18 protein-coding genes and 1 pseudogene are annotated in these 16,994 nt (G+C 40.8%); 1 reads left to right on the forward strand and 18 read right to left on the reverse strand.

Features of this window, described 5'->3' with window-relative positions; translation table 11 throughout:
• Nucleotides 1–146 precede the first annotated feature (146 nt).
• The 13 genes from BLQ16_RS09065 to hpt form a co-directional block, all read right to left on the reverse strand.
• Nucleotides 147–1,823, reverse strand: coding sequence for a glycoside hydrolase family 26 protein (locus BLQ16_RS09065; RefSeq protein WP_159428073.1), 1,677 nt, complete (start codon nt 1,821–1,823; stop codon nt 147–149).
• Between the two features lie 665 nt (nt 1,824–2,488).
• Nucleotides 2,489–3,613 (reverse strand): AAA family ATPase, encoded by a 1,125-nt coding sequence (locus BLQ16_RS09070; RefSeq protein ID WP_091792410.1) that lies wholly within the window; start codon nt 3,611–3,613, stop codon nt 2,489–2,491.
• Nucleotides 3,606–4,445 carry a DUF6414 family protein gene (locus tag BLQ16_RS09075; RefSeq protein ID WP_091792411.1) on the reverse strand — a complete coding sequence of 280 codons (840 nt, stop codon included), beginning with the start codon at nt 4,443–4,445 and terminating at the stop codon, nt 3,606–3,608. The genes BLQ16_RS09070 and BLQ16_RS09075 overlap by 8 nt, the downstream gene beginning before the upstream one ends.
• A 41-nt stretch (nt 4,446–4,486) precedes the next feature.
• Nucleotides 4,487–4,924 (reverse strand): restriction endonuclease subunit S, encoded by a 438-nt coding sequence (locus BLQ16_RS09080; RefSeq protein ID WP_200781915.1) that lies wholly within the window; start codon nt 4,922–4,924, stop codon nt 4,487–4,489.
• Between the two features lie 23 nt (nt 4,925–4,947).
• On the reverse strand, nt 4,948–5,406 hold the full coding sequence (locus BLQ16_RS09085) for a hypothetical protein (RefSeq protein ID WP_200781916.1): 459 nt from the start codon (nt 5,404–5,406) through the stop codon (nt 4,948–4,950).
• Nucleotides 5,407–5,444: 38 nt separating this feature from the next.
• Nucleotides 5,445–5,660, reverse strand: a complete 216-nt coding sequence (locus BLQ16_RS09090; protein WP_091792412.1) for a helix-turn-helix domain-containing protein — start codon at nt 5,658–5,660, stop codon at nt 5,445–5,447.
• Between the two features lie 103 nt (nt 5,661–5,763).
• Entirely contained in the window at nt 5,764–6,105 is a 342-nt protein-coding gene (locus BLQ16_RS09095; RefSeq protein ID WP_091792413.1) for a plasmid mobilization protein, read from the reverse strand.
• A gap of 190 nt (nt 6,106–6,295) precedes the next feature.
• Nucleotides 6,296–7,426, reverse strand: a complete 1,131-nt coding sequence (locus BLQ16_RS09100; RefSeq protein ID WP_091792414.1) for an HAD family hydrolase — start codon at nt 7,424–7,426, stop codon at nt 6,296–6,298.
• Between the two features lie 159 nt (nt 7,427–7,585).
• The gene (locus BLQ16_RS09105; RefSeq protein WP_091792415.1) at nt 7,586–8,932 is read right to left on the reverse strand and encodes an RNA-binding domain-containing protein; all 1,347 of its coding nucleotides are present in this window, start codon (nt 8,930–8,932) and stop codon (nt 7,586–7,588) included.
• Nucleotides 8,933–9,063: 131 nt separating this feature from the next.
• Nucleotides 9,064–9,942 (reverse strand): DDE-type integrase/transposase/recombinase, encoded by an 879-nt coding sequence (locus tag BLQ16_RS09110; RefSeq protein ID WP_091792416.1) that lies wholly within the window; start codon nt 9,940–9,942, stop codon nt 9,064–9,066.
• 322 nt (nt 9,943–10,264) lie between these two features.
• A complete protein-coding gene (locus BLQ16_RS09115; protein ID WP_091792417.1) occupies nt 10,265–10,633 on the reverse strand; it encodes a hypothetical protein in 369 nt (122 codons plus the stop codon).
• A gap of 188 nt (nt 10,634–10,821) precedes the next feature.
• Complete coding sequence (gene guaA, locus BLQ16_RS09120) at nt 10,822–12,360, reverse strand: glutamine-hydrolyzing GMP synthase (RefSeq protein ID WP_091792418.1); 1,539 nt, start codon at nt 12,358–12,360, stop codon at nt 10,822–10,824.
• Nucleotides 12,357–12,902, reverse strand: a complete 546-nt coding sequence (gene hpt, locus BLQ16_RS09125) for a hypoxanthine phosphoribosyltransferase (protein WP_159428074.1) — start codon at nt 12,900–12,902, stop codon at nt 12,357–12,359. The genes guaA and hpt overlap by 4 nt, the downstream gene beginning before the upstream one ends.
• A gap of 155 nt (nt 12,903–13,057) precedes the next feature.
• On the opposite strand from hpt, the gene BLQ16_RS09130 reads away from it, so the two are divergent.
• Complete coding sequence (locus BLQ16_RS09130) at nt 13,058–13,405, forward strand: hypothetical protein (protein ID WP_144019694.1); 348 nt, start codon at nt 13,058–13,060, stop codon at nt 13,403–13,405.
• 53 nt (nt 13,406–13,458) lie between these two features.
• Here the strand turns inward: BLQ16_RS09130 and rpsU are convergent, their stop codons facing one another.
• The 5 genes and pseudogenes from rpsU to BLQ16_RS09155 form a co-directional block, all read right to left on the reverse strand.
• Nucleotides 13,459–13,647, reverse strand: coding sequence for a 30S ribosomal protein S21 (rpsU, locus tag BLQ16_RS09135; protein ID WP_091792421.1), 189 nt, complete (start codon nt 13,645–13,647; stop codon nt 13,459–13,461).
• A gap of 135 nt (nt 13,648–13,782) precedes the next feature.
• Nucleotides 13,783–14,127 carry a histidine triad nucleotide-binding protein gene (locus BLQ16_RS09140; RefSeq protein ID WP_091792422.1) on the reverse strand — a complete coding sequence of 115 codons (345 nt, stop codon included), beginning with the start codon at nt 14,125–14,127 and terminating at the stop codon, nt 13,783–13,785.
• A gap of 45 nt (nt 14,128–14,172) precedes the next feature.
• Nucleotides 14,173–15,534 carry a tRNA (N(6)-L-threonylcarbamoyladenosine(37)-C(2))-methylthiotransferase MtaB gene (gene mtaB / locus BLQ16_RS09145; RefSeq protein ID WP_200781917.1) on the reverse strand — a complete coding sequence of 454 codons (1,362 nt, stop codon included), beginning with the start codon at nt 15,532–15,534 and terminating at the stop codon, nt 14,173–14,175.
• Between the two features lie 12 nt (nt 15,535–15,546).
• Nucleotides 15,547–16,197, reverse strand: a complete 651-nt coding sequence (locus BLQ16_RS09150) for a site-2 protease family protein (RefSeq protein ID WP_242868991.1) — start codon at nt 16,195–16,197, stop codon at nt 15,547–15,549.
• Nucleotides 16,198–16,772: 575 nt separating this feature from the next.
• A pseudogene (locus BLQ16_RS09155) lies at nt 16,773–16,909 on the reverse strand (transposase); the annotation flags it as partial.
• Nucleotides 16,910–16,994 lie beyond the last annotated feature (85 nt).

A 16,994-nucleotide genomic window follows, 5' to 3' on the forward strand; every position in this document is an offset into this window, starting at 1 on the left:
TATCATAGGAGGTTCTTTTTTTACTTGAAGCTAAAGCTTTTTATTCCTACCACCAGCATAGCTGGTGGTTTATTCATGCTAAAGCGAACAAAAAATGCAAAAGCCGCCTAATGGCGGCTCTTACAAATATTAAATAACCTCAGCCTTCATTTTCTATTCGACCCCTTGTCAGCTAACAGGGTCTGAAAATAATCCCGCCAAACATCAACCATCCCCTTTGGCTGGTCAATATAGTAGGACCGCGATATGGTTTCCAGGTCTTTGGGATCATAATCTGCGTAATTCCACCAAATGGCCACTTTAAGGTCCTTGTAACCGGCAAGATGTTTGAGCATTTCTTTGGTCCAGGCCACTTTATCGCCGCCAATGCCGGAACAGGCGAATTCTGTAATCATAACCGGTTGCCGATAGGCCGCTTGAACATGGGCATAGGTCTCATCATAAAGCGCCCCGAAATCCTGCCATAATTCAGACGGATAATAGGTCCCTGTATTGTAAGCCGTCATGCCAATGATATCGACATAGGCATCGCCGGGGTAATACATACCGGGATAATTCCAGTAATAATTGGGCCAGGATTCATTATTTGGGTTCCAAACGTAGAGAATTTGGTCACCAACACCGTATTCCGTCAGTTTATCGGCAATGTAGCGGTAAAAAGCGGTATAAATCTCCGGATCGCGACTTAGGTGGTAGGCGCAATACTTGCACCAGTCCCCGTTCATCTCATTGCCAATTCGCAAAAGCACCGGGGCGCCGCCATCTTGAATGGCTTTTGCGTAGTCCTTTAGATAACCATCATATTTGCCGTTTAAAACCTTGTAGACTTGGTTGGAGCCGTCTTCTTCATCGACCGTTTGCAAGGTCAATTCAACGGTGCGGCCCTCTGCGGCAGCCTGCTTTAAAACCGGCGCAATCGTCGTGGCCGGATCAGCTCGAGTGAAGTCACTGTAATGAACAATAAAGTTAAACCGATAGTCTAATTCTTTCTCTGTCTTGCGGAGGTCCTTATAGTCAAAGGCCGCATAACTGGGTTGAAAAATCCCCCAGGACAGGTTGGCGCGCTCACCAAACCGTTTATCAAAAAGATACTGCGTTTTATTGCTGACCGGGTGCTGGGGGCCGGTTTTGCCCAGGGGCTGAACATAGGGCTGAACCGTTGGCGTCACCGCTTGATAGCTTTTGACCAAGTCAAGTAAGGCATCTGTATTTTTGAAGGGCTTCTGTGCGGTAAAAAGATAACTCATCACCGTGTGGGCATCTGTCTGAATGTCAATGCTACAGTAGTGTCTGGCATCATCAGAAAGAGCCGCCAGGCGTGGTCGATCCCAAACCAAGAGCCGGCCTTTTTGCATCCCCAGATGAAAGTCCTCATTACGGAGGATTTTATGGTCCCGGGTGTTGGTTAGCCAGCCAAAATCGTCCTTTCCTGTACCTGTGCTATAGGCGAAATAATGTCTCGCCGGCAGCGTATCCTTTCCGACAACTTGTTTGAAAACCCGCACCCGATAATCCGGAAGTTGAAAGTCCACCTCCGCTTCACTGGGATGCACCCTTACCGTCGGTTTTTCCGGAAAGGTCAACGCATAGCCCTGCGCAAGATGGGTAAAATGTGCCCCATCCTTCTCTTGCTTAAGCGTATACAAATCTTCCAAGCTGGTCGCCTTTTTAAGCCTTCCATCGGTATCATTTTCCGGGAAATAATACTGAAAAACCATTGGACCGATAATGATGGCCACTAAAGCAACCACACCAGCTAATGCCAACAACCATTTTTTCTTGTGGCCCTTCTTCCTTTGAGTCTGCTCTTTATCCTTATTCACACCAATCCTCCTATGCAAGTCCCCATGCCGTCTGCCAAAGGCACGCCAACGCATCGCCAATTCCATAGGCCATAAGTCCGCTTACCAGGGGCTCAATGGAATAGGGCGTCAAATAAGCGTGCAACGCATAACTTCTTTACTTGAATTATACTTGACACCAGAAGGAAAAGAAAGTCACCCCTAAGAAATTCTCTTCTGACCGTAAATATCCAATAAGTAAGCCTTAGCACTTTTATCGCAAGAAATGCAGCAAAAATTTACCAGTTTTCTAACGACACGCTTCTTGCCAATGTTTTAGCGCGGGCAAGGCAGTAAACCATTCGCACTGACGGCAGCCAAAATCATACTCTCCGCAAGACAATACCGACAAGGCTACAAACGAATTGCTGAATCCTAAAAGCAAAAAGCCCCCCATTAAAATGGGAGGCTTCTTAAACAAGTTATGAAATTGAACCGGTTATTTTTTTGCCCCCACAGGAAAGCATCTTGCTTGCTAGCAATATAGCCCTTGTTTTACTCCCACTCTTCTTTTCCAAACGTACGATACATCCCAAACTATTCAAAATATTAGATTCTATTTTTTTAGAGTATCACTAAATCCATCTAATTATAGGATGTTTTCAGATTTTTAGTCCCGTCCCAGTCCCAGTACCAGGTAAAAACATCTAAGAAAAAATATATACTTCTGATAATTTATGATATATAGCATTTTCTAGTTTTGTTTTTAATATTCTTATATTATCATATCTATCAACATTATCCATAAACCATTGCATGATATCTGTTTTTTTTATTATGTTTTTTTCATCATCATCTAATTTACTCAATACTTCATCGTACCAATTTTTAACAATTTCAATTTTTTGTTCTTTCTCTAATTGATCAAATTGTATACACTCAGAAAATCTCGAAAACATTGCTGGTCCTAAACTCTCTTTAATTTTTTCTTCATTCATAAAATTTGAGGTACATATAAAAATCGTGTTTTTTAAGTCTACATCATAATTGGTATCTACATACCTACCCTCATCAAAAAGCTCATAAAAAGCATTATAAAACCTATAGTCTACTTTATCAAATTCATCAATTAGTATAACGTTAGACTCCCTTAAAAGCATATCTTTTGCTAAACTATTATTTGAGTGTTCAGACCCAAAAACATAATTATAAGCTTCATTTGTTTGCATCATTGAAAATTGAATTCTTAATAAGTTCCCACCTAATGAATTACTTATACTTTTAGCACTTTCAGTTTTACCAACTCCAGAATACCCATAAAACATTAATACAACTGGATTATTTACTTGTTCTTTTAATAACCTATACAATCCTGTTATTATTGATTTTTTACAATCAACTTGTCCAAGAATATCTTTATTTAATTGTTTGTAAATCTCCTTAAGTTTTTCCTTAGATATTTCTTGGTATTCTGAAAATTTATATTCAATTATACTTTCATCATATGCTTTTAAAGATTCCTCCACTCGTCTCGGTGGATTATGAACTAGAAGACAATCAATATTGCAGTTTAAAGTAATTATAGTTGAAAAGTTTGATAAAACATGAGGTAACACTGATGCATAATCATCTGCCTTTACTACACAAGCTTCAACAGGTATTTTTCTTCCTAACTCTTGTTCTCTAACACCAGATTCATTCGGTCTTAACCTAGCATTATATTTTTGTATCAGCTCCATAAAAGGTGTATAAGAACCATTACCTATAATTTCAGATAATAGTTCTTCAAAATCTTTTTTGCTCCCTTTAAATATAATAATTCTATTAACCATTTGACTCAACTCCAGCTAATAGCACATCAAATACTGGAAGTTTTTTAGATGAATTAGTATTTTGACCATTATCTCTATTACTTTCTTCATATGATGGATTATCAACTACACTATTTGTTAAATCAAGATTTAACTCTTCGTTAATATTAAGCATATCCAATGTTGTATCGCCAACTTTAATAGCAAAAATACTTAAATTCATTTTTAGCAAATCACTAATCATATAATTATTTTTAAAAGCACTAATATTAAATCTTAAAATTACTTTACTATTTCCTTTAGTTCCAACAAATTCGTAATAACCCTTTGCATTTCTTAAAACACTATCAAGTTTCTCCAATGAAATGCTAAGTTCGCCACTAGGAATAGTGCTTCCTGATTGAAACATATTCATATAAGGTGAAACCATTACGAAATAAGACAAAGAATCTTTCTCTGCTGTGATTTTATAACCACTGAATTTTTTTATTGTCCCTTTTGGTAATTTGGAAACAGCTGTCTTATTCTCATTTTCTTCTAGTGCATTAACAAAATCAGTAAGAATAGTATTTTTTATGATATTTTTTACCATTTTTTCACTATTAAAACTTAGTCCTGCTGATGCTGTCACGCCAACTTCTGCATTCCAGCCTAATAATGCTTTTATAAGACCACCAAATCCAATTTTTGTAGCTGCATCTGTATCAACTTCTGCATCTTTTGATGCAGTTTCTAATAATTCTGTTGTTTTCTCCAGCTTTCCTCCAGACATCAATTGAAGATAATCCGTTATTGACTCGTCATCAAAGTATATAATCTTACACAATTGAGTTGTTGAACTTTTATCGGACATACGCCCCTCCAATAATCATTGCTAATAATTTTCCTTTTTTATTAACCATCAATTCTATCCCCATATGGTAAACTCTTCATATAGTTTTCCATATATTTCCAATCAGGTATATATCCTTCATCAGAATACTTTTTGCTTTTATCAAATACATAGTCATTACCATTCATTAAAACTGGTAATTTTATTGTAAAATCTTTTCTAAAATGCGAGTTTAATTCTCTTCCAAAAGCCTGATATTTTATTTTGCATTCATTCCTTATCAGAGTTGAGATAAATAATTTTGTGTGAATACTAAGTGGTTCTTTTTCTTGCAATATCCCAACATTTTGTGCTGTATAGAACGGCTCTTTTTGAATAAAACAAGAACCAAGAAAACTTCCACCTAAAGCTAATGACATAGTACCAGCAGGGAAAGATTTTTGTCCTTCAACTTCATCAACAAATCCTACTACCCCGTTTCCGTTGCTATCACGTGACACATAATTGTACTTTGGATTATCATTTAATGTAGCATTTCATTTAAAATCTTTATTGAATCAACAACTTTAATTTTGTCGTTAACTTTACCAAAAACTATATTCTCATATTCTTCAAAAGATTTTAAAATAGTTTCTTCTTTTTTCCTATGCTCTTCATCAATAATTACTGATTGTCCATGCCAAACCCATATATCATCTCCATCTGTTTCTATTAGCATAGCAATTATTTTTTTATCAGAATACGCTTTTTCGTACCTTACATAGTCTTGTAATTGTTTTCTAATTTTATTATGATCCCATCTGTTAAAGCTATTTTTTGTTTCTACTAAAATAACTAATCTATCATTTTCAAATCTTATATCTAAGTATTGATGGTTTGTGTCTGTATCTCCTTTTTGGTAATCTTTTATATTTTTTCCAACTGTTTTAAGTGCTTGAACATAACTAAACTCTCCTGATTCAGTGTTACCAATCTGATGCATGTTACCTATTTTTTATTATTTCGGATCTATTCATTTAATTACCTGACATAATCCATAATATCTTCAACCTTACAATCAAGAACATAACAAATCTTTGCTATAGTTTCTAAATCAATTCTTTTAACTTTATTATTACAATAAGAATTAAGTTGCGTCCTTTGAAGATTTGCTTCTTTTTCTAATTTGTTTTTGCTTATATTTTTTTCTTCTAAAACCTGGTCTATTTTAAAAATAATTTTCCCAAAGTTTTGCATAAATTTCTCTCCCTTGTCATTTTAAAAATCGTCATTTCATTTGAGTATATTATATCATATTTTAAAAACTTCTTACAGGTCTAAGATTTATTTTGGATAAATTTTATTTCGTTCTTCTTAATAATAGGGAATGTATATCCCATATTTCTTTTGATAATTTTTCTATTTTTTCTCTCATATGATCAATATCTTTCTTGTAAATGACACCAGTTGTATTAGTTGCTTTTGCGATCTGGTTTCTGTTATTTGTTGCATTTGAAATTAGCCATTGTAAGTTTCTAAATGGTTCTAGATCTACAATATAAATTTCTTTTTCCAACACACATTTTCTAAGAAAGTGGGGCATAGTTTTGCAATTTGCAAGTTTCATTTTCTTTTCAAAAATTTCTTTTTCTTCATCTGTTAAATATATTTTTAGTTGATTTTTTCTTGTTCTATTATACATACATTTCTCCTTTGCTCATATCATTTGGGGTATTAGGGTTCTCCCTAACAAGGTAAAATTCATTAAAATAGACACCTATATTTTAAAAAGGTGTCTTAAAAAAGTCATATTATATTTTTTCTTGGATTAAATAATCTAATTATCTGATATATTAATTTTTCTGTTTTTTGAATATCCAAATAATATTATTCTATCCAATAATATCTTTTATTTCTTGAGAAAAACGACTTGTTGATTTTTTACAAATATCTTCATAAAAATTTTTCACATCGTGATCCTTAAGAATATATCTAACTTGATTATTAGCTAAAGCAATTTTTAATATTCTTTTAATTTGTTTACTCCCCCAAGAGTCTATAGGACTCATTTTTTTAATTATTTCATGGGTTTTAGAAAATGATGGGCTTTCGCTTAATTGGTCTATTAAATCTTCCTTTTTGATATAATCCTCATCCTTGTTTGTTCTTTCGCGCTTCATTTCTCTTAGGCATTCTGCATTTTTTCTCTCCAAAATTTCGTTAGCAGCTGTTCTATCTATAATATTTTTTACTAATATTTCTAATTCTGATCCTTCAGTGTAATCGGCTTCTGTAAAATATTTTATTCTGTTTTCTTCTATCATCTTAAAAACTTTATTTTTTGAATCTTTTCCGTGGACGCCAATGGAGTAGCCACCATTTGTAGATACAAGTTTCATACATGGTATATCTGTATCACTGTCGCCTATATAGACCATATTTCTGAAGGGAACTCGGTATTCATCTTCTTTAAAATAATCATTTACCTTTGTATCGTTAAAATCAAGAGCACCTTTTTTTATTCTGAAGAGAAATTGGGTCTTACTCGTATAGTTTATGCATTGTGCTGGCCAGACAGCGACACCATCGGCATCGTAATAAAATGAACTTGCGTATATCTTTTTAAAGTAGCTTGCTATTTTAGTTCCTTCAATCATTTCTTTTAAGCCTGATGAAATTATATAATGTTCAACTTGAATGCCTTTTTCTTTTCCATAGTTATTTATTCTGTCAAACCATTCTTCGACTCCTGGAAATAATTCAACATTTGCTCCATATTCTGAAAGAGTTTTCTTGTTGAAAATATGTTTACCTCTGGAATCTTTGGTCATCTTGTACATCCATGCCAAATTTTGATCCATATCATTGTCTTCTGCTAATTTATTAGATTCGTTCCAAAATTCGTCCACGTTCTGTTCTAAGGACTGTATAAATCCTTGAGCTTGCATATCATCTGGCGTAAGTGTCTTGTCGAAGTCATAGCAAATTGCTAAAATTATATCTTTTTCTTTTTTATAATCCATTACTTTTACTCCTTATAAAATCTATTTAGCTTTTAAAAACTGGACTGTAAAGCTATTTTGATTAATTATATTACTGTTATTAGTAATTATATATTTGAAAACTTATTTCAGGTTTAAATTTAAACATATTAAAGTAAATCTGAATTAATATACCTGAAATTAAAAGTGGCATTTTCTTCTCGCAACAATCCAATTTCCATCACGCTTTGATCCAATTCTTTCTATCATGTTCTTTTCTTGTAAGGATTTAAATGTCCTTTCGATAGTCCTCTTTGTTACACCTATTTTTTCTGCAAGTTCAATTGATGTCAAGCTTGGACTTTTAATAAGAAGTTCAATCACTTTCTTCTCAGTTTTATTCAAACCGACATTCAAACCGACATTCAAACCGACATTTTTATTGTCTATTTGGTCAACCACTTCTTTCTCAAAAGGAATAGTGCATCTAATATAGTTACTTTCAATTTCAAAAACATCTTTCCCATATTTTTCTACAATCGTAGGAATCCCATGTCCGGTGTGTTCAGTTAGCCCCATATTTAGAAATATCCTCATCAATGTTACGTTTCTCGGCTTACTTATTCCATCAAAAAATTGCTCTTTTGTCATTCCATTAGGAAGTCCACCATGTGAAAATATCTCAAGCCTGTCATGAAACATTGAAATCTGTGGCTCTGTGATTGTCCAATCGTTATGAACTAAAGCATTTAAAATTGCTTCATTAACACAATCAAAATCAAATAAATAGGTGTCTTTTCTTGGTCTAACTGTCGTATCAGAAATACATATATTTTCAGCCTGCAATCTGTTTTTTATTTTTCCATAAGTTGTTAAAATACATCCATAACCATAATCACTTCTTTCAGATATGGAAGCTTTATTTTCTCCTTGAAATTTCACAAAAATAAAGGGAATATTATTTTTATCAGATAATAGTTCTGCCAGTAAATTATATTCTCCAGCTTCATTCCTTAAATTCAAATTTGTTTCAAAGGACTTATCGTCTAAATGGTAATTTTTTTCAGAATAATATATCTTAAGCTCCCTAAACGATAAATCCGATAAATTTGATTTTTTCTTAAGCATGTATTCATTATCTATAAATTTTCTCTCATATCTAATTTTTATCTGTTCCAGTGTCATCTCTTTACAAGTTGTCCCGATTCGTATTGTGCATCCAGTGGAAGAAAATCCATATTTCTTTTGACAATAAATATGATGGCGACCTTTATTTATATGAATCACTATAAGAGTTTTTCCTTCATCAAATTTGAGTTCTGAACTGATTTCATCTTGTGGGTTTGGCTCTATTTGACTTGTTATAATATCAGATATTTTTCTAAGAACTTCATCAATTTTGTCCACACCAACTACAATACCATTATCTTTTACGCCAATAAGAATCGTTCCTCCTGCACCATTAAGGAAAGATACTATTTCCTTTGTAATCGCATCTGTGTATTTTTCTTTTAATTCAATTGTTTCTGATTCAATATATCGGCTCATTGCAGTCCTCCTCTAATATTAATATTATATCACATTCGCGACACTACTAGAATTCAAACCGACAACTTATTGTCGCATTATTCTTAACTGTCAAGACATATGTTACACTTTGAGAAATACTCTTCTACTACCTAATTAGGATTTTTGAAGTCTAGACTTGTCTTTGCTGTTCGGTTATAGCGGTCTTCATGTTTCTGTACTTGCTTTTTCAGTTCCGCTTCGCTGGTGAATACTTTTCTTTTATAAAGAATCTTTCCGTCTTCGCGGTGGGAACGTTCTACTTTGCCGTTCTGCCATGGGGAGTAGGGCCGCGTTCTTCTGATCTGCATCCCCAGGCTCTCCGCTATTTTCTGAAATAGGCCAAGTTTGTCGGTACGTTCTTCATCATTGACGAACTCTGCTCCATTGTCTACCTGGATGATGCTGACTTGAAATCCCATTTTCTTTTCCAGGCTTTGCAGGAATTTTCCTGTCTCATAGCTGCTCTTCTCTTTTACGATTTTTAGGATGCGTCTACGGCTGTATTCGTCAATGGCTGTAATCTGGTAGTATTGCTGCCCATAGCATGGAAACTTGATGCATTCATTCGGCACATACTTGATATCTACTTGTACTTTATGCCCCGGGTATTCTCCGTCCATTCTTTTGTAGTTTGTATAGCTCTTCCTGTGTATTGTCGGCTTCTTGTAACCTTTCTTGCGTATCTGCCGACACATGCTGCCGAAGCTTCTGGTGTAGCCTTTGCTTAGACATCTTACATAGACTTCTGTCAAACCATAGATTCCGTTACGTTTCAGCATGCGTTTTATGAGGGCGAGTTCATCTTCTGTATGGGCGTTAGGGCTGCAATGAGGCTTCCGGGACTTCAGGGCAAGGCTTCTAACGGTCCCGTCGTACTTTTTTAACTGGCGGTTCGTATGATACTTTCTTGCTGCCTTTGTGACGCCATATTTGATTGCATATTCACATAGACGCTGGCGAAAACGCATTTCTTCGTTTATACTTGCCATGAGAGATACTCCTTTTGATACTTTGTTTTTGGTTGAAACTTATTGTATCAGAGTATATCTCTTTTTTATCTGTTTCTGTAACATATGTCTTATCACATTACATTTGTATTTATCTTTTTCTCTTGCTCTTTATCAAAATATACCGACCGATTTTTATAGTTTATTTTATAATATGATGAATATAAATCTCGAATTTTATATTTAATTTTGGATATACTCATCACTGTCAACAACATCTTTCCCAGCAAACAATAAACTGACCCCAAAAACTAAATCGCTTTTTTCATTATAAATTCATCAAAATTAAGTAACATAATTTTTACTAATACCAAGCAACCATACCTTCATCTCTGAAATCATTAGCTTCAAAGAATTCCGCAAGTTTGGAGAGAGCTTTTTCTGCATAGACATAACCACCATAATCTTTATCAGGATCACAAGCGGGAAATTCTTCCTCAGTATATGGTTCCTCTCCATTTTCAACTCGCATCTTATTTATACTATCTCTCATATCATTAAGTTCTACTCCCAGTATCTCTTGATAGAAATCCTTTTGTGAGCTTTCTTTAAGAAAAACCTTTCTTTCTTTTAAATCTGCGGCAATTATCCCCGGAAATTCAGTTTTCCCTTCAGGATAATATTCATAAACAACTTCCTCATTTGAAAATGAAATCTTCTTTAAAATAACCATTCCAAACCTCTTTTTATTAGTTATAAACAAAAAGCCCCAGTCCCTAAGACCAGAGCTTTTACTTTTTCTATGCCGCCTTGGGAACATTCCCAGCATTATTCTTTTAAACGTTTTTACCCGATTTTGTCCCAGTTGAACTTTTTAAAGTCTTATAACCACCACTCTTAAGCTTTTTTATTTTCTTGAGCTTATTCCCACTCAATCGTTGCCGGGGGTTTGCCGGTGATGTCGAAAACGACGCGGTTGACGCTTTGGACTTCGTTGACGATGCGGCGGGCGATTTTATCGAGGAGCTCGTGGGGGATGGGGTAGTATTCGGCGGTCATGGCGTCGGTGGAAGTGATGGCGCGCAGGCCGATCATATGGCTGTAGGTGCGTTCGTCGCCCATGACGCCGACGGTGCGCACGTCCGGCAGGGTGGCGAAGGCTTGCCAGATTTCACGGGTAAGGCCGGCCTTGTCCAGTTCTTCACGGTAGATGGCGTCAGCTTCACGGAGGATGTCACATTTTTCTTTGGTGACTTCGCCAAGGACGCGGATACCGAGTCCCGGCCCGGGGAAGGGGTGGCGCCAAATGAGGGCAGGGTCAATGCCGAGTTCTAAACCGACCTGGCGGACTTCGTCTTTGAAGAGTTCCCGCAGGGGTTCCAAAACTTTTAAGGTCATGTCTTCGGGCAGACCGCCAACGTTGTGGTGGCTCTTGATGACGGCGGTGTTGGTGCCGCCGCCGCTTTCAATGATATCCGGATAGATGGTACCTTGGCCCAGATAATCGATCTGGCCGATTTTGGCGGCTTCTTCTTCAAAAACGCGGATGAATTCTTCACCGATGATTTTCCGTTTGCGTTCCGGATCGGTAACGCCTTGGAGCTTGCCAAGAAAACGGTCTTCAGCGTTAACCCGGATAAAATTCATATGGAAGTGCTCTTTAAAGACGCTTTCCACCATATCGCCTTCATCTTTACGCATAAGGCCGTGATCGCAGAAAATACAGGTCAATTGGTCACCGACAGCGCGATGAATAAGGACGGCAGCCACGGAGGAATCTACGCCGCCGGACAGGGCACAGATGACCTTTTGATCGCCAACGGTTTGACGAATGGCGTCAACTTGGTAGTCGATAAAGCCGGCCGGGGTCCAGTCCGGGGTCAGGCCAACGCATTTTAAGAGGAAGTTTGAAATAATTTGGGTACCGCCCTGGGTATGGACAACTTCCGGATGAAATTGCAGCCCGTACAGGTGGCGGGCTGGGTCTTCAAAGGCGGCAACCGGGCAATCGACGGTTTTTGCGGTGGCGGTAAAGCCTTCCGGCAACTGGGCGATTTGATCGGTATGGCTCATCCAGCAAACAGCCTCTTTGGGCAAGTCCGTGAACAAGGCGCTATCGCCATAGCTGATCTCGGTTTTCCCGTATTCGCGTTTGGCGGGTTTTTCCAGCTGGCCGCCAAAGGTGTGGCACATGAGCTGGGCGCCGTAGCAAATGCCTAAAACAGGAATCCCGGCGCGAAAAACCTCGTCCGAGAGGCGCGGGGCATCCTCACTCATGGTGGAGGAGGGGCCGCCGGTTAAAATAACCGCTGCCGGCTTCCGGGCTGTGATTTCTGCGGCGGCTTTGGTGTAGGGAATGAGTTCTGAATAAAATCCAATCTCGCGAACGCGGCGGGCGATGAGCTGGTTGTATTGACCGCCAAAGTCGATCACGAGCACAAGCTGTTGGTCTTTTTTCATTGGGCATCTCCTTCGCGAATGACGCAAATATCAGGGAGTTCGCGGTATTGACCGGCATAGTCCAGGCCATAACCGATGACAAATTCATCCGGAATGTCCAAGCCGATGTAATCAATCTCAATGTCCACTTCACGGCGGGACGGTTTGTCTAAGAAGCTGCAATACCGCACGGTAGCCGGGTTATATTGTTGGATATAGGCACCGACGGCCTTTAAGGTGTTGCCGCTGTCGGTAATGTCATCGACAAGGAGGACATCGCAGCCTTCCAGGCTGTCAAAGCTTTGGTATTTAACATTGACCTGGCGCGTGGAAACGGTTCCGTCGCCATAGCTGGAGGCCACCAGGACTTCCAAGCGCACGGGCATGTTTAGGGTGCGAATCAAGTCGGCGGTAAAGACCATGGCGCCTTTCAATAAAGAAATGACCACTAGGGGGCGGTCTGTATTCTTGTCGTAATCGCGGTTAATGGCAGCGCCGATTTCGGCAACTGTTTTGGCAATGGTTTCGCGTGAAACCAGAACTTCTCGGTGACCTTTCAGCATAGATACCCTCCATACAAAAAAAGAATTGCCCCTGCGGGACGAAGTTAGATTGATGAATATAGTCAAGTATAGCATAACAGGTGAAGCCATACAATTGGCGGCTTGGCCCCCTGCTGTGATATAATGGCTTCAATGATTTAAAAGGGATGATGACTGTGACAAGAGATGAAGAAACGCTTTTCCTGCGCTTTCTGCAAGAAGCGGATGCCGAAACCTTACGGCAACATTTAAGGCTCAGGGAGCGTAGCCGCACTAAAACCGGCCTGCGCTTTGATTTTTCCGTCCAAGCGGAAAAAGATAGCGGTTATTTGTGGATTGTGATTGATGAAGAGACGGATGACGTATTGACGGCAGAGATGGACGTCGGTTTTCCCAGCATGATAGGGCTCAATCGCTCGCCACTGGAATTGCGCATTCTATGCGAGCACGTCATGCCTGTTTTTCGCAAGGACCTAGCTCAGGATCCTGCCGCTGACGACTCCGCCAAAAACGAGAACTGCTGAGAATGGAAATACATAAAGCCCGGTCATTGACCGGGCTTTTAGTAACCATAAAATTAATAAGATTTTCTGCGATTATGTTTACGTGCCGCTTCAGATTTCTTTTTGCGCTTAACACTAGGTTTTTCATAATGCTCGCGCTTGCGGCATTCGGATAAAACGCCGGATTTCTGACAGGAACGCTTAAAACGGCGCAGGGCGCTATCTAAAGATTCATCTTTACGAACCTTAATTTCAGATGACATGATCTTTTCCCTCCCTCCGCACCAACATCGTTGGCTTCAGGACTTGTTAAATACAACAATAATCATACTACAATTCATGCTGTCGTGCAAGTCTTTCGAAGGGATCTAGCGGGGAAAAGCGCAATTATTTTATCTTCAGCCCGGCGGCCATTGCATGTCTCTGCCGCCCAAGACGTGCAGATGCAAATGACCCACGGATTGACCGCCACGTTCGCCGCTGTTGATGACCAAGCGGTAGCCTTCTTCGGCAATGCCCAGTTTCTGTACAACGGTTTGTGCCGCTTCAAACAAGGCGCTGAGCAAGGCCGTATCGGCCACGTCCAAGTCATTCACACCGCTTACATGGGCCTTTGGCACGCAGAGCACGTGCACCGGCGCCACCGGCGCCGCATCGCGAAAGGCGCAAACCAAATCGTTTTCATAGACCACATCCGGCTCAATCTCATGATTGGCCAGTTTGCAGAAAATACAATCTGCCATAAGTATCCCTCCTAAACAAAGTGTCGCTTACTGACCCCATATCCGTTAACCGTCGGCCTTATCAGCTGAGGTCACCTGTCCCTGCAAAAGATAATCTTTATAGTCGATGATCTCAATTGCAGCCACGGTTTTCGCCGGCGGGGCATCCTGGGGAATATAGACCTTCAAATAATTGGAGCTGTGTCCGGTAACGCCGCCATCCGTATGATGGTCTTCAATGATCACCGACAAGGTTTTGCCGATTTGCGCCCGGGCATAGGCTTCTTTATTTTTGCGCGCAACCACCGCCATCTGCTTGGCCCGGCGGTCTTTGACCTCCGCCGGGACTTGGTCCGGCATAGCCGCTGCCGGCGTGCCTCCGCGCATGGAATATTTAAAAATATGCATGTCGCTGAAAGCCATATCGTTGGCAAAAATCAGGCTCGCGCGAAAGTCGTCATCTGTTTCACCGGGAAAGCCGACCATCAGGTCGGTCGTCACGGCAATACCTGGAATGGCCGCCCGCACCTCCCGCATGATTTGTCGGAAGGCTTCCGTATTGTAGGGCCTGTTCATCGCCGACAGGGTCTTGTCCGCACCGGCTTGCAGCGGAATGTGCAGGTGTCGCGCCATGCGCGGTTCTTCTGCCATCAACCGGATCAGGTCGGGCGTGATTTCCGTGCATTCAATAGACCCCAGCCGCAAGCGCGGCAAATCCGTTTCCGCTAAAATAGCCCGGCACAAGGCCGTCAAATCCCCCGGCTCATCCTGCAAGCCCTGGCCGAAGACGCCAATGTGAATCCCGGTCAAGACCACTTCCCTATAACCGGCGCGGACCAGGTCCTGCACCTGTGAAACCGTGTCCGCCACCCGCCGCGACCGCAAGGGCCCGCGGGCATAAGGGATAATGCAATAACTGCAAAACTGGTTACAGCCTTCCTGGATTTTTACATAAGCACGGCTCCGATCCGACACCTGGGCATGGGTGACCGGTTCAAAGGTATACAGGTCTTCCTCTGACGGCATCAAAATCTGCCGCTCACCGGCCTGGCGATAAGCCTCTACCGCTTCCACAATCCGGCTCCGCTCATTGGTGCCGATAAGCACATCCACCCCTTCAATGCGCGCCACTTCATCGGCAGCCGTTTGGACATAACAGCCACATACGGCAACGATGGCTGCCGGATTTTGCGACACGGCCCGGCGAATCATTTGGCGGGACTTTCGGTCGGATAGGTGGGTCACGGTGCATGTATTGATCACATACACATCCGCAATATCATGAAAGGGCACCACTTCATAGCCGGCCGCAGCAAAAAGCGCCGCCATCATATCGCTGTCGTGCTGGTTGACCTTACAGCCCAGGGTGTGAAAGGCCACCGTTGGCGCCATTGCCCCATAGGGCTGCAGTTCATTGTCTGTAGACATCTACCCGCCCCCTTATAAGAAAAATGTCACCGTATCGGCCATCCACTGGAGCCCATTGACCACAGCGCTGCGCGCCCAAACCAAGGGCCCGTTAAAGGCCCCTGAAAAAATCAGTGCGATGACAAGAAGAAACCCGTAACGCGACAGCTCCATAAACTTCATATAGGTCCGGTTTGGCAAAAGCGCCCCAACAATCTTTGAACCGTCCAGTGGCGGTACAGGAATCAAATTAAAAATCCCCAGCCCCACATTGATGAACAAAAGCATCAAAAAGAACCGCACCACTGCCGCCGTCACCGGCGATTCACTGATGCCCAGCTTTTGTAAAACGGTCAACACCAGCATACTGATAAAGGCCAAAATAAAATTGGCCACCGGACCGGCCGCCGCCACCAAGGCCATTCCCTGCTTGGGATTTTTATAATAGCCCGGATTGACAATGACGGGTTTGGCCCAGCCAAAGCGGAAAAGCAAAAGCATCAGGGTGCCCATCGGGTCCAAATGATGCAGGGGGTTGAGCGACAAGCGCCCATCTGTCGCCGGTGTCGGGTCCCCCAGGCGATAAGAAATATAAGCGTGGGCATATTCATGAACCGTCAGCGCCAGTAAAATCGCCGGCACCAAGTAAAGCAAGTCCATTATATTTGGCATGAATTGACTCACAAAATCCTCCTTAAACCATCAGCATCCACCAACAAAGGTAAAAACATCCACCTTTATTATACCTGCCCTCAGGCCCTTATAAACGCATAAGTATGTCCTTCCAGGCCATTCTCAATAACCCAGTCTGACACAGACAGGCCGACCTTGTCAAGCAGGACCTGGCTTGATAAAGCTCAAGCCCCTCCGACCTTGAGCCCAACGATTAAGAAGCCTTTTTCAAGGCCCAGCCGCCAGTTAGAAGGTCGGAGAGACGGTACAAGAAAAACAAGGCAAGACCTTTATCAACCGGCAAAAGAATACTGCCGTCATCATAGGCCCCTCTAGCAGGTTGGAAAGGGACAGGGCAAGCGCATCTGCAAGTGACCGGGACAAGTCCTTAAACAAAACTTAACCGCCTTTACCAAGCAGCTCCCTTCCCTCTCTAAAAATCAGAACCACCGGCTTAGCCGGTGGTTTGTTATGCCCCTATAAGGGGCTGTTACTGGCAGCACTCACGTGCTCTGAATTTCTTTCTCTTGCAACAAATCCCCCAGTTGGCGCTAAAGCGCCTATTTTCATACTTTATTTGACCTGCTTCTCTTGCATAGGTCTCTTAACGCTTTTCCTATGCTTTTTTCAATCTCCCATAGATAACCTGTCGCTTATATTTTGGCGCAAACACGATATGATACTTACAATTCCAACTTGTATGTGCTAAGCTTCTCTTATCCATATGGATACCTCCTTGATATTTTATTGCCGATAACACAATAATTTTATCATAGGAGGTTCTTTTTTTACTTGAAGCTAAAGCTTTT

It is taken from the genome of Peptococcus niger, assembly GCF_900101835.1.
In the GTDB taxonomy this organism is placed as follows: domain Bacteria; phylum Bacillota; class Peptococcia; order Peptococcales; family Peptococcaceae; genus Peptococcus; species Peptococcus niger.

Coding starts and splice junctions, on each gene's coding strand:
- BLQ16_RS09070 (WP_091792410.1), bottom strand. CDS start 3,613: ATGGTTAATAGAATTATTATATTTAAAGGGAGCAAAAAAGATTTTGAA.
- BLQ16_RS09075 (WP_091792411.1), bottom strand. CDS start 4,445: ATGTCCGATAAAAGTTCAACAACTCAATTGTGTAAGATTATATACTTT.
- BLQ16_RS09085 (WP_200781916.1), bottom strand. CDS start 5,406: ATGCATCAGATTGGTAACACTGAATCAGGAGAGTTTAGTTATGTTCAA.
- BLQ16_RS09090 (WP_091792412.1), bottom strand. CDS start 5,660: ATGCAAAACTTTGGGAAAATTATTTTTAAAATAGACCAGGTTTTAGAA.
- BLQ16_RS09095 (WP_091792413.1), bottom strand. CDS start 6,105: ATGTATAATAGAACAAGAAAAAATCAACTAAAAATATATTTAACAGAT.
- BLQ16_RS09100 (WP_091792414.1), bottom strand. CDS start 7,426: ATGGATTATAAAAAAGAAAAAGATATAATTTTAGCAATTTGCTATGAC.
- BLQ16_RS09105 (WP_091792415.1), bottom strand. CDS start 8,932: ATGAGCCGATATATTGAATCAGAAACAATTGAATTAAAAGAAAAATAC.
- BLQ16_RS09110 (WP_091792416.1), bottom strand. CDS start 9,942: ATGGCAAGTATAAACGAAGAAATGCGTTTTCGCCAGCGTCTATGTGAA.
- BLQ16_RS09115 (WP_091792417.1), bottom strand. CDS start 10,633: ATGGTTATTTTAAAGAAGATTTCATTTTCAAATGAGGAAGTTGTTTAT.
- guaA (WP_091792418.1), bottom strand. CDS start 12,360: ATGAAAAAAGACCAACAGCTTGTGCTCGTGATCGACTTTGGCGGTCAA.
- hpt (WP_159428074.1), bottom strand. CDS start 12,902: ATGCTGAAAGGTCACCGAGAAGTTCTGGTTTCACGCGAAACCATTGCC.
- rpsU (WP_091792421.1), bottom strand. CDS start 13,647: ATGTCATCTGAAATTAAGGTTCGTAAAGATGAATCTTTAGATAGCGCC.
- BLQ16_RS09140 (WP_091792422.1), bottom strand. CDS start 14,127: ATGGCAGATTGTATTTTCTGCAAACTGGCCAATCATGAGATTGAGCCG.
- mtaB (WP_200781917.1), bottom strand. CDS start 15,534: ATGTCTACAGACAATGAACTGCAGCCCTATGGGGCAATGGCGCCAACG.